The organism is Streptomyces hyderabadensis (assembly GCF_020404845.1).
Lineage (GTDB): Bacteria > Actinomycetota > Actinomycetes > Streptomycetales > Streptomycetaceae > Streptomyces > Streptomyces hyderabadensis.
Map to the genome: position 1 here is coordinate 14408 of NZ_JAIOJZ010000059.1, position 12781 is coordinate 27188.

6 protein-coding genes are annotated in these 12781 nt (G+C 75.7%); 5 read left to right on the plus strand and 1 reads right to left on the minus strand.

What is annotated here, in order from left to right; all coding sequences use genetic code 11:
* Nucleotides 1-11 precede the first annotated feature (11 nt).
* The 5 genes from K7854_RS31775 to K7854_RS31795 all read left to right on the plus strand — a co-directional run bounded on the left by K7854_RS31775 (nt 12) and on the right by K7854_RS31795 (nt 11986).
* Nucleotides 12-893: a hypothetical protein gene (locus tag K7854_RS31775; protein WP_226030014.1), complete on the plus strand. Its 882-nt coding sequence runs from the start codon at nt 12-14 to the stop codon at nt 891-893.
* 100 nt (nt 894-993) lie between these two features.
* Nucleotides 994-5667, plus strand: a complete 4674-nt coding sequence (locus K7854_RS31780) for a hypothetical protein (protein ID WP_226030015.1) — start codon at nt 994-996, stop codon at nt 5665-5667.
* A 105-nt stretch (nt 5668-5772) separates the two neighbouring features.
* The gene (locus tag K7854_RS31785) at nt 5773-6759 is read left to right on the plus strand and encodes a hypothetical protein (RefSeq protein WP_226030016.1); all 987 of its coding nucleotides are present in this window, start codon (nt 5773-5775) and stop codon (nt 6757-6759) included.
* A 164-nt stretch (nt 6760-6923) separates the two neighbouring features.
* Entirely contained in the window at nt 6924-8771 is a 1848-nt protein-coding gene (locus tag K7854_RS31790) for an HSP90 family protein (RefSeq protein ID WP_226030017.1), read from the plus strand.
* Between the two features lie 2 nt (nt 8772-8773).
* Nucleotides 8774-11986 carry a hypothetical protein gene (locus K7854_RS31795; RefSeq protein ID WP_226030018.1) on the plus strand — a complete coding sequence of 1071 codons (3213 nt, stop codon included), beginning with the start codon at nt 8774-8776 and terminating at the stop codon, nt 11984-11986.
* Between the two features lie 56 nt (nt 11987-12042).
* Here K7854_RS31795 and K7854_RS31800 read toward each other — a convergent pair whose 3' ends face one another.
* Nucleotides 12043-12597 (minus strand): hypothetical protein, encoded by a 555-nt coding sequence (locus K7854_RS31800; RefSeq protein ID WP_372481097.1) that lies wholly within the window; start codon nt 12595-12597, stop codon nt 12043-12045.
* Nucleotides 12598-12781: the final 184 nt, after the last annotated feature.

Consider the following 12781-nt stretch of genomic DNA (forward strand, 5'->3'; position numbering starts at 1 on the left):
GAGTACCGACCGTGACCGAGCACGTCGACCGGAGCGAGCCGGAGGCGGGCGCCGCGCCGGCCACCGCGGCCGTCACGCCCGCCGACGCCGCCGACGCGGCGCGGCTCGTCGCCTTCGGCCTCCAGCCCAAGCTGCTGCCCGCCCGCGACCAGGAGTACGCCGACCTGCTGCGCCGCTACCGCGAGGACCCGCCCTTCGCACGGCTCGCCGACGCCGTGGCGGCCGGGCTCGGGCTGGTGGTCCTGGAGGTGTCCCCGCGCGCGGGGATGGCCGTGGCCGCCGCCGAGGACTCGGTGTTCGCCGTCCGCATGGGCGACTACGCCCGCCGTGCCGCCACCGACTCCGCCGACCGCTTCCTGCACGGCCTCGCCCACCTCGCCGTGGCCGCCATGGCCTACCCGCGTCCCGAGGACCTCGCCGACGACGGCTACATCGGCCGCGTCACGGTCAACGGCGTGGACGCGTTCGTCCGTCAGGCCTGCCGCAGACTCGAGGAACGCGCGGAGCAGCAGGGCGAGAACACCGACCCGGCCACCGACGCCCCGGGCCTGGAGGCCGCCTGGCGGATCTGGGTCCGGCGCAGTGCGACCGGCGCCACCAAGGACGCGCGCAGACTCCCGGGCTCCACCACCGGCATCGTCGGCAAGGCCGCCGCGTTCCTCACCGAGTCCGGCTTCCTCCAGCGCACCGGCGACGACCACGGCGGCACCTACCGCACGACGGCCCGCTACCAGCTCCAGGTGCGCGACATGGCGGGCAGCGCCGCCATGGCGGAACTGCTCGACCTGGGCGTCGTCCCGGTCACCGACGGCACCGCCACGCTGCTGCCCGCCGAGGAGACGGACGACCTGGAGCTGGTCGCCGACGCCGGCCTGCCCTTCCACTCCTCCTGACCCGTCCCCGCCGACCGCACCCGACCGACCTCCGCCCGCCCCGACCGACCTCCGCCCCGCCCGACCGTCCCCGACGTCCGAAGACTTACGAGAGTCCGCCATGTACGAGCTGTCCCGGGTCCGCCTCTACTCCATCGGACCCGCCGGTGCGCGCTACGCCGACACCGTGCTTGACCTGCGCGGTGTGGGCGAGCCCGTGCCCGACCCCGCGCCCACGCAGGCGGAGTTCTTCGAGGAGGAGCCCGTCGGACCGCCGCGCCGGCCCGCGCCCGCGGGCGTGCTCTTCCTGGAGAACGGCGGCGGCAAGTCCGTGCTCCTCAAGCTGATCTTCTCGGTGATGCTGCCGGGCCACCGCAACACCCTCGGCGGCGCCAGCTCCGGCGTGCTGCGCAAGTTCCTGCTCGCCGACGACTGCGGCCACGTGGCGCTGGAGTGGCAGCACGTGCAGACCGGCGAGTGCGTCGTCGTCGGCAAGGTCAGCGAGTGGCGCGGACGGCAGGTGTCGGGCGACCCGCGCAAGTTCGCCGAGGCCTGGTACTCCTTCCGGCCGGGCCCCGGACTGACCCTGGACAACCTGCCGGTCGCCGAGGCCACCGCCGTGCGCCCGCCCGTCGAGGGCGCCTCCGGAGCGCAGGGCAGGCGGCGCACCATGAAGGGCTTCCGCGACGCCCTCACCGAGGCCGGCAAGGCCTACCCGCATCTGGAGGTGCACTGGGAGGAGATCCACGACCGCTGGATCGAGCACCTCGGCGACCTCGGACTCGATCCGGAACTCTTCCGCTACCAGCGCGAGATGAACGCGGACGAGGGCGAGGCCGCCGGTCTCTTCGCGGTCAAGAAGGACTCCGACTTCACCGACCTGCTGCTGCGGGCCGTCACCGACACCCGCGACACCGACGGCCTCGCCGACCTGGTCGGCGGCTTCGGCAACAAGCTGGGCCGCCGCGCCGAGCTGATCGCCGAACGCGACTTCACCGCCGGGTCCGTGGACCTCCTGGGCCGGATCGTCGAGGCCGCCGAGGCGCGCACCCGCGCGCGGGACATCCACACCGCCGCCGAACGCCGCACCAGGAACCTGGCCCGTCGGCTCACCGCCCGCGGCGGCCAGGAGCGGGTCCGGGCCTCCGACCTCGCCCAGCGGGTCACGGCCGCCGCGTACGCCGTCACGCACGCCGAGTCCGCCCGGGACCGCAGCGCCCTCGTCGCCGCCGAACTCGCCTACCGGCACGCCTCCCTGGCCCTGGCCGGCGCCGAGAAGTCCGCAGCCGCGCAGAAGCGCGAACTGGCCGAGGCCCGCACCCTGCACTCCGCCTGGCAGGCCGCCGAGGCCGTGCTGCGTCACCGCGCCGCCGCCGACCGCGTCGCCCGCGTGTCCGCCGCCATCCAGGAGGCCGAGCGGGACGCGGCCCCCGCCCTCGCCGCCCGCACCAAGGCCGCCGTCGACCTCGTCCGCGCCCTGCACGCGGCGGCAGCGAAGGCCGAGGACCACGCCAACGAGGAGGAGGAGCGGTCCGCCGCGCTCCAGGAGGTCAGCGACACCGCCCACCGGGACTCCACCACCGCCGCCACCGAGGCACAGCGCGCCCGCAGCGAGGCCGGGCACCTGCGCCAGCGCCTCACCGAGGTCGAGCAGGAGACCGCCGAAGCCGTCCGCGCCGGCTGGCTGGACGACAGCACCCCCGACGCCGACCCGGCCCGTGCCGCCCTCGCCGCCAGCGACGCGGAGAAGACCACCGTCGCCGCCTGGGACACCGCCCGCGAGACGGCCCGCCGGGCCACCGAGCACGCCCGCGAGGCGGCCGCCGCCGAGAGCCGCGCCGAACTGACCGCGGCCCGCGCGGCGGACGCGGCCACCGCCGCCGAGCGGGCCCACCAGGGCGAGCGGCGCACCGCCGAGGCCCTGGCCGCCGAGGAACGGCTCGCCGAACTGCTCGGCCTGGCCACCGGGACCCGCCCGGGCATCCCCCAGCCCCGCCGGGACGCCGACCGCGAGGACCGGGACGACGCTCCCACCGCCGCCGACGGCGCGCTGACCCCCGAGGACCTCGACCGCTTCGCCGACGAACTGCGCGAACTGCTCGACGGCACCGTCTCCTCCGCCGAACGCCAGCTGTTCGAGCTGCGCACCGCCGCGGCCGACGACTCCCGCATCCTCGGCGCGCTCGGCGACGGCGGACTGCTGCCGCCGGGACCGGACGTGCTGGCCACGGTCGAGTTCCTCGGCGAGCACGGCATCCCCGCCCTGCCCGGCTGGCGCTACCTGGCCCAGGCCGTCGACCCCGCCGACCACGCACGCGTCCTGGCCGCCCGCCCCGAGCTGGTCGACGGCGTCGTCATCACCGACCCCGACGCGCACACCCGCGCCCGCGAGGCCCTCGCCGACGCCGCCCTGCTGCCGCGCTCCGCCGTCGCCGTCGGCACGGCCGCCGCGCTGCTCGCTCCGACCCCGGCCCCCGACGAGACCGGCACCGGGGGCGTCTTCCTCGTACCGCCGAACCCGGCCATGCACGACGAGCAGGCCGCCGACGAGGAGCGGCACGCGCTGCGCGCCCGGGCGGCCGAGCGGGACGAGGAGATCCGCACCCTCGCCGCCCGCCTCGGCAAGGACCGCGAGCTGGCGGCCCGGCTCGCCTCCTGGCGCACCGGCTGCCCCGCCGGACGCCTCGCGGAGCTGGCCCGCACCGCCGAGGAGGCCCGCGCCTTCGCCGAGGAGGCCGAGGCCGAGCTGACCGAGGCCCGCACCCTGCGGGCCGAGGCCGACGAGAGCGCCGCCGAGGCCGTCCACCTGCGGGACGAGCGGCAGGAGGCCGCGCAGAAGGCCCGCCGCGCCGCCGACGCCCTCGCCGGACTCGCCTTCCGGCTGCGCGAACGTGCCGGGTGGCAGGCCAGACTCCGTGAACTGGCCGACGAGGGCGCCGAGTCCGAGGCCCGCGCCCAGGCCTGCCTGGAGCGGGCCCGCGCCGCCGACGAGGACCGGCGCGCCGCCCAGCGTGCCGCCGACGACGCCCGCCGCACCGCCCGCGCCCTGCGCGCCGAGCGCTCCGAGATCGCCGGGGCCCCCGACGACGTACCGGAGGAGGCACCCGGCAACGGCCCGGAGGCGCCGAAGGCGAAGGCGTCCCTGCCCGACCTCCGCGAGGCCTACCGCGCCGCCTCCCAGGTGTACGAGAAGGTCGGCGTCGGCGCCGACCTGCGCGCCGAACAGGCCCGCGCGGAGAGCGACGAGAGCGCCGCCCGCGCGGAGCTGGACCGGCTCAGCAACAAGGTCCGCACCCGCGCCGGACAGCTCCTCGAATCACCCGACGGCTCCGACGGCCCCTCCCGGCAGGCCGCCGCCGCCCGCGCCGAGGAGCTGGTGCAGCTCCTGGAGACCCGCATGTCCAGCGCGAGCGAACAGCTCGGCCGGCTGCGCGGCGAGGCCGAACGGCACGCACCCGAGGACGGCGACACCCACACCGACCTGCCCGACGACCTCCAGCCGCACGACACCGAGCACGCCCAGACCCTGCTGCGCACGGCGACCACCGAACTCGCCGCCCGCACCGAGGCGTTGGCCCAGGCCCGCGACGCCCACGCCGAACTCCTCGACGCGCACCGCGCCGCCGAGGACGCCGCCGGCGGCTTCGACGAGATCGCCGCGATGCTCCGCGACCTGCTGCGCGAACACGCCCCCGAGGAGGAGCAGGAGGAGCCCGAGCCCTACGCCGGCGACCTGGAGGAGGCCCGACGGTCGGCCGCCGAGGCCCGCCGCTCGCTGCGCGGCTGCGCCGCCGACCTGTCCGCCGCCGAGGCCGCCGTCCGCGAGGCGAGCGACGTCCTCGTCCGGCACGCCAACTCCACCCGCTACGAACAGGTCCGCACCCCCGCCCGCCAGCAGATCCGCGAACTGCCCGCCGCCGCGCTGCCCGAACACGCCGCCAAGTGGGCCGACGCCTTCGAGCCGCGGCTGCGCGTGCTCACCGACGAGCTGTCCCAGCTGGAGCGCAACCGCGACTCGATCGTGGACCGGCTGCGCGGCCTGGTCGAGTCCGCGCTGGCCACCCTCCGCTCCGCCCAGCGGCTGTCCCGGCTGCCCGAGGGGCTGGGCGAGTGGTCCGGGCAGGAGTTCCTGCGCATCCGGTTCGAGGAACCCGACCAGGCCACCCTCACCGAGCGGCTCGGCGAGGTCGTCGACGAGGCCACCCGCGCCGCCGTGAAGAAGAACTCCGACCTGCGCCGCGACGGCATGTCCCTGCTGCTGCGCGGAGTCGCCGCCGCCCTGCAGCCCAAGGGCGTCGCCGTCGAGATCCTCAAGCCCGACGCCGTACTGCGCGCCGAGCGCGTCCCCGTCGGCCAGATGGGAGACGTCTTCTCCGGCGGCCAGCTGCTCACCGCCGCCATCGCCCTGTACTGCACGATGGCCGCGCTGCGCAGCAACGACCGGGGCCGCGACCGGCACCGCCACGCCGGCACCCTGTTCCTGGACAACCCCATCGGCCGTGCCAACGCCACCTACCTGCTGGAGCTCCAGCGGGCGGTGTCCGACGCGCTCGGCGTCCAGCTCCTGTACACCACCGGCCTGTTCGACACGACCGCGCTGGCCGAGTTCCCGCTGGTCATCCGGCTGCGCAACGACGCCGACCTCAGGGCGGGGCTGAAGTACATCAGCGTGGAGGAGCACCTGCGGCCGGGCCTGCCGCAGCCGACGCCGGCCGCCGAGGGGGAGGGCGAGGCGGTGCACAGCGAGATCACGGCGACCCGCATGTACAAACGCCCCGCCCAGTCGCCCGCGTAACGGTGGACCGCACGTGAAGCCGGTGTGGAAATGAAGTGGAGGCGTTGTCGGAGGTTCCCCTTATGCTGCTCCGGTTGATCAAGCGGCACCTGGGGAGGGCGCGACATGCTCGGCAAGCTGTTCGGCAAGACGGGGGAGAGACCGGCGGCGGATCCGAACGCCCTCCCCGCCCCGCGCGGGCGCAGGAACGGCACGTACCCGGTACGCGCCCTCGGTGACACGCGGGTGCTGGCACTGGTGGAGGCGGCCGACGCGGGGGACTGGGCCGGGGTGACGGCGGCGCTGAGCCCGTTCGACCTCGGCCGCGACCACCAGGTGCTCGGCGAACTGGCCGACCTGGACGGTGTGCAGGACTGGATCGGCGGGGCCGTCGAGCAGGACGCGGAGCACCGGGCGACCGCGCTGCTGATATCCGGGGCGCGCCACATCGCCTGGGGCTGGGAGGCACGGACCGCCGAACGCGCCGTGAACGTCACGCAGGAGCAGTGGCGCCTCTTCCACGAGCGGCTCGAAATCGCCGAGGAGCAGCTGCTGCTCGCCGCCGAGCTGCGGCCGGACTGGATCACCCCCTGGTGCCGCCTCCTCACCTCCGCCCGCGGCATGTCGCTGCCGGACGACGTCAAACGCACCCGGTACGAGGCCGCGCTGCGCCGCGACCCGCTCGACCTGGAGACCCACCTGGAGCACGTGTCCCAGCTGCAGCCCCGGTGGGGCGGCGAACCGGGGGAGGCGATGGCGTACGCCCGCGAGGCGTTCAGCAGCGCACCCGAGGGGCACCGCCTCGGCTGCGTGGTGGCCATGGCCCACATCGAGGACTGGGTGGAGTCGGACAGCCCGAGCTGCCTCGATCTGCCGTACATCCAGAAGGAGCTGCGGGACGCGGCCAGGCACAGCATCCTCCACCCCGCCTACGAGCGCCGCCCGGGCTGGCAGCAGGACTTCAACACCTTCGCCATGGCCCTGTCGCTGGCCTCCGAGAGCATCGTCGCCCCGCGGGTCTTCCACGAGCTGGGCGGCGCCTACACGCCGTGGCCCTGGCGCTACATGGCACAGCCGGAGAAGGCCTACGCCCGCTTCCGCCGCCACGCCTGAACCGGCCGGGCCGTACTCCGGCCGCCACGACGAATGAACCGGCCGGGCCGTACTCCGGCCGCCGCCACGCCGATCCGGCCGGGCCGCACTCCGGCCTCCGGACGCCCAGTCCGGCGCCCCTCGCGCCCCTCACTCCTCCGCCACGCCACCCCCGGGACTGCCCGATGACTCTGTCCGACGCTCCTTCGAACCCGGCCGGCGCCGACCGCACCTTCCAGGTGGATCTGCGCGGCCTCGTCGACCTCCTCTCCCACCACCTCTACTCCAGCCCCCGCGTCTACCTGCGCGAACTCCTGCAGAACGCGGTGGACGCGCTGACCGCCCGGCACAGCCTCGAACCGGCCGCCCCTGCGGGAGCCTTCGGCATCCGGCTGTACGCCGACGGCTCGGTCGTCCGGGTCGAGGACGACGGTGTCGGCCTCACCGAGGCCGACGTGCACACCTTCCTCGCCACCATCGGCCGCAGCAGCAAGCGCGCCGAGCAGGTCGCCGAGCAACGCGGCGACTTCATCGGCCAGTTCGGCATCGGACTGCTCTCCTGCTTCCTGGTCGCCGACGAGATCCACGTCGTGAGCCGCTCCGCCCGCACCCCCGACGCACCCGCCGTGGAGTGGCGCGGACGCGGCGACGGCAGCTACACCATCCGCACCCTGCGTGCCTCCGCCCGGCCCCGGCCCGGTACCACCGTCACCCTGACGCCCCGCGCCGACGCGGGCGAGTGGACCCGGCCCACGCAGGTGCGGGCGCTGGCCCGGCACTTCGGCTCCCTGCTGCGGCACCCCGTGACCTTCGACGACGGCACGGGCGGTGCGGGCGCTCCCGTGAACCCCGAGCCCGCCCCCTGGGCGCGTACGTACCCCACCCCCGGGGCCCGCTCCCGGGCCCTGGCCGCGTACGGCGAGGAGGTCTTCGGGTTCACGCCGCTGGACACCATCGAGCTGGACCTGCCGGCCGTGGGCCTGAAGGGCATCGCCTGCGTCCTGCCGCAGGGGGTACCGGCCGGCCGGCGCCACGGCCACCGCGTGCACGTCAAGGGCATGCTGCTGTCCGAGCAGGCCGAGGAGATCCTGCCCGAGTGGGCGTTCTTCGTCCGCTGCGTCGTCGACGCCGAGAGCCTGCGCCCGACGGCCTCCCGCGAGTCGCTGTACGAGGACGACACCCTCGCCGCGGTCCGCGACGCCCTCGCCGAGCGGCTGCGCGCCTGGATCGCCCGGGCCGCCGCCAGCGACCCCGACCTGCTCGCCCGCTTCCTCCACGCCCACCACCTGGCCGTGAAGTCGCTCGCCGTGCACGACGACGAGATCCTGCGGATGCTGCTGCCCTGGCTGCCGTTCGAGACCACCGACGGGCACACCACCCTCGACGAGTTCGCCCGCACCCACCGCACCGTGCTCGTGACGTCGAGCGTGGAGGAGTTCCGGCAGGTCGCCGCGATCGCCTCGGCCGCCGGGCTCGGCGTCGTCAACGGCGGCTACACCTACGACCGCGAACTGGTCCACCGGCTGCCCGAGATCAGGCCGGAGACCAGCGTCGCCGACCTCGACCCGGCGACCCTCACCGCCCACCTCGACCCGGTCGACCGGGAGACGGAACTCGCGGCGGCGGCCTATCTCGCCCGGGCCCGCGAGGCCCTGGCCGTCTTCGACTGCGACGTCGCGCTGCGCACCTTCCAGCCCGCCTCCGCCCCCGCCCTGCTCGTCGACAGCCGCGAGGCCCGGCACGAGCGCACCCGTTCCCAGCTCGCCCGGGAGCAGGAGGGCGGCCTGTGGGGCGACATCCTCGGCGCCCTGCGCCAGGAGGCCCCGCGCGCCCAGCTCATCCTCAACCAGCTCAACCCGCTGGTCCGCACCGCCGTCGCCATCGACGAGCCCGAACTGGCCCGCACCAGCGCCGAAGCCCTCTACGGACAGGCGGCACTGCTGTCCCGGCGCCCGCTCAGGCCCGCCGAGTCGAGCCTCATCAACCGCTCCTTCCTCGACCTCCTCGCCCACGCCCTCCGCAAGGACAACTGACGATGCCGACCACACTCCAGACCATCGACGAGCTGTACGAGGCGCTCCAGGCCAACCAGCGGCGCCCCTACGGCCGTACGCGCACCGTCACCGCCGAGGAACTCGTCGACGCCGCCGAACAGTTCGGGGAGCCCCTGCCGCTCGTCCGGGCGCTGCTCGAACTCCAGGAGGCGTACGAGTACGGCGCCGAGCCCCGGAAGTCGCCCGTGACCTTCGCCCGGCTGCTCACCCTCTTCGACGAGCAGCCGGACGTCTTCGACGAGAACCTGCGCCACCTGGTGTTCTGGCGGTTCAAGTGGGTGGCGGCCGCCCTGCGCGCGCTGCCGGAGATACCGCTGGCCAGCCTGCGCCAGTGGCTGACCGAGATGCGCGACCGGTACGAGAAGGCCGGTTACGGCCTCCAGCCCTACTACGGGCAGGCCTACCGGCTCGCCGCCCACATCGGAGCGGACGCGGACCTCGCCTACGAGCTGTGGGCGGGCCGTACGCGCACCCGGCTCAGCGACTGCGAGGCCTGCGAGATCTGCGAACGCGCCCTGTACCACCTCGCGTCGGGCGACGACGAGCGGGCGCTGCGCACCTGGGAGCCCGTCCTGACCGGCAAGGAGTCGTGCCAGGAGGAACCCGCCCGCTCCATGGCGTACGCCCTGCTGCCCCTGCTGCGCACCGGCCACACCGACCGGGCCCGGGAGTTGCACCTGGCCGGGTACCGCGGCTGCCGCCGCAACCCCTCGATGTCCGGCGAGGTCGGCCGGCACCTGGAGTTCTGCGCGCTGACCGGCAACGAGGCACGCGGTCTCGAACTGCTCGCCGAGAACCGCGCCCTGTTCGACGAGGTCGACTCGCCGCTGGAACTCCTCGGCTTCCTCACCGGCGTCGAGGTCCTCCTGCAGCGCGTCGAACAGCTCGGCCACGGCGACCTGCCCGCCGCCGGCTACCCGGGCCGCACATGGACGGTGACCGGCCTGCGCGCCGAGGTGCGCGACCGCGCCGACGACCTCGCCGCCCGCTTCGACGCCCGCAACGGCACCACGACCCACACGGAGCGCCGCGCGGCCCGCCTCGACCGTGCCCCGCTCCTTCCGTCGCTGGAACTGACCCTGCGCACCCGCCACCTCGACGACGTGGCCCCGGCCGCCCCGGTCGCCGCTCCCGCCGCCCGTACCGCCCCCGCCGTCCCCGAGTCGCTGCCCGAACTCGTTGCCCGGGCCCGGGCGCTGGACGCACAGGGGCACCCGGACGCGCGGTCCTGCTGGGCGGAGCTGCGCACCCGGGTCACCGCCCCTGGCTACACGCACCCCGACGACCCCGCCGTGGGCCCGCTCGCGCGGCTGCGCGCCGACCTGCTGGCCGACGAGGCGGGCCGGCTGGGCGAGAAGGACGACTTCACCGAGGCGGCCGCCCTCTATGAGGAGGCCGCGGCCCTGTACGAGGACGCCGAAACGCCGGCGCACGCGGCACTCGCCCGCGCCCACGCCCTCCTCGCCACCGCCGAGGCACCGGCACCGACCCCCTCGGAACCCGCGGCCGAGCCGCCCGCGACGGCCGGAACACCCACCGCCCGGGAACCCATGGACCCCGAGCCCGCCCCAACCGCTGAGTCCGCCGCCCCGCCGCCGACGGAAGCGGCGGCGCCGACCCGCACGGGTGCTCCCGCCGGGGAGCCCGCGGAGTCCGGGGCCGCGCCCGCCGGGGAAGGCGTCGCCGACTCCCCGGCCGAAGCCGCCTCGCCTGCTCCGTCCCAGCCACCGACGGACCGCGCCGACGGCACCCCGACCGATGCCAGCCCGACCGATGCCACCCCGGCCAGGATCGCCGCGCTGACCGCCGCACACGCGGCCATGGTCCGCCTGTACGAGGAGACGCCCGGCCTGGCCCCGTACCAGGAGGCCCGGCTGCTGCGGCTCCGGGCCACCGCGCTGGGCCTGCGCCTGCAGACGTCCCCGAGCGACGGGCACGTCACCGCGGTCCTCGACGAGATCGAGCTGCTGCACGCCTTCGCCACCCGGCACGACGTCCTCGGACAGATCGCCGGTGCCCTGATGCTGCGGGCCAGCACCTACGCCATCGCCGGCGACCTGCCCGCCGCCCTCGCCGAGACCGACGCCCTCCTGGACCGGCTGAAGGCGCACGGCCCCGCCTGGCACCTGCCCCGGGCGCTGGGCCTGCGCGCCCGGCTCCGGCTCGGGCTCCAGGACGCGGAGGCCGCCCACGCGGACCTGGGCGAGGCGCTGCGCCTGGCCGCCGACTGGCCGGCCGACGCCGTCGACACCGCCCGCCTGCACGGAGACCTCGCCGAGGCCTGCATGCACCTGGGCCGCCCCGACGAGGCGCTGCGGCACCTGACGCGCTCCGCGGAGCTGAACCTGAGGCGCGGCGACCGCTTCGACGCGTACTGCACCTACAGCAACGCCGCCACGCTCAGCCTGGACCTCGGCCGCGTCGAGGACTGCATCGCGCTGCTCGACTCCCTGCTGGCCGAACCGGACGTCGCCGCCGGAGAGCTGGACGACCGGCTGGTCGCCCAACTGCGGCTGACCCGCGCCCGGGCACTGCACACGGGGGAGGACCTCAAGGCGGCCACGGCCGAGTTCCTCGCCCTCGCGGCCGAGTCGGCCGGCTGGGACGACGACCCGGGAAGCCACGCCATGATCGCCTCGGAGACCGCCGTACTCCTCGCCGAGGCCGGTGAGTTCGGCCGGGCCCGCGAGGCGGCCGACCAGGCGCTGGCCGCCCACGCCCGCGACCCGCGCCACGAGGCGCTGAGCAACTGCCTGCGCGAACTGGCCCGCCTCCAGGCCCAGCAGCAGGGCCTCGAGGGCTTGGCCGAGGCGCTCGCCTTCCTCGCCGACGCGGGCCGGGTCGCCGACGGAGCCCGCGCCGCCGGGTACGAGGCCCACGGACGGCCCCTGGACTCCGCGCTGGCCTACGAGTACGGCAGGGTCCACGCCTACGCAGGTGCCTACGACGACGCCCTGACCGCCCTGGAGAAGGCCCTCGCCCTGGTCGGCGAGCCGGGTCCGGCCAACGACCGGGCGGGCGAGTGGGCCGAGTGCGTCCGCTTCGCGGCCGCCATGGAGGGCGTCTACCTGGAACGCCCCGGCCCCGCCCTCGCCCGCCTCGACGCGGCCGTCTCCCGCCTGACCGCCCTGGGACACACCGAGGAGACCGAGCCGCTGACGTCACTGGCCGCCCGGCTGCGCGACGAGGACTGAGGGAGCGTCGGAGAGCGACGGAAGCAGGAGCGGCCGGGCGACCGTCACCCGGCCGCTCAGGGGTGCGACAGCTGCCCCGCGCCGCCCCGTCGGCCTATCCGCCCCTGACCGCCCCGCTCGGCGGCCCGGGCCTGCCGCCTGGCCCGGCGACGCTCCCGGCGCATGGCCCGCGCGGTGCTGCTGGGCACCGACACCACACCGTGCCGCTGGTTCCACACCTGCCGGGTCACCCATACGTCCAGCACGCCCCAGGTGGCCACCACCGTGCCCGCCACACTGCCGAGCACCATCGGGAACGCCAGCCAGGATTCCGCCAGCGTGCACAGGAAGGCCACCATGGCCATGATCAGCGTCACGGCGACGACCAGCACCGCGCGCACGGCCGCCGTACGCACCGGATCGGGCAACCGGCGGCGCCGCGCGGGCTCCTCGCGCCACAGCGGCCGGTACCCCGGCGGCCGCTCGTCCGCGCGGGGCTCGGCCCGGGGCTCCGCCCGGACTTCCGGCCCGGCCGCCGGAATGTCCCGAACCGGCGCCTGCGGGGCCGCCGGTGCCGCCACCTCGGTCGCACCCTCGTCCGCGGGCGTCCCGCTCCGCTCCGCCGTGCCCATCAACATGTCACTCCCCACCGCCGACAGACAGCTCGTCCGTGTCCGAAGACACGGCTCCCCTCTGGCTGCCCGGCTTGCGCTGCTTTACGCCGCCCGGGGGCGGGATGCGGCTCCTGTGGCCGATTCCGCCTCCATTTCCCGTAGTGAAAGACGAACGACGAGTCCCCAAGATTCCCGAAAATCC

Excerpts from the sequence above, each read along its gene's own strand:
- K7854_RS31780 (WP_226030015.1), top strand. The coding sequence starts at position 994 with ATGTACGAGCTGTCCCGGGTCCGCCTCTACTCCATCGGACCCGCCGGT.
- K7854_RS31785 (WP_226030016.1), top strand. The coding sequence starts at position 5,773 with ATGCTCGGCAAGCTGTTCGGCAAGACGGGGGAGAGACCGGCGGCGGAT.
- K7854_RS31790 (WP_226030017.1), top strand. The coding sequence starts at position 6,924 with ATGACTCTGTCCGACGCTCCTTCGAACCCGGCCGGCGCCGACCGCACC.
- K7854_RS31795 (WP_226030018.1), top strand. The coding sequence starts at position 8,774 with ATGCCGACCACACTCCAGACCATCGACGAGCTGTACGAGGCGCTCCAG.
- K7854_RS31800 (WP_372481097.1), bottom strand. The coding sequence starts at position 12,597 with ATGGGCACGGCGGAGCGGAGCGGGACGCCCGCGGACGAGGGTGCGACC.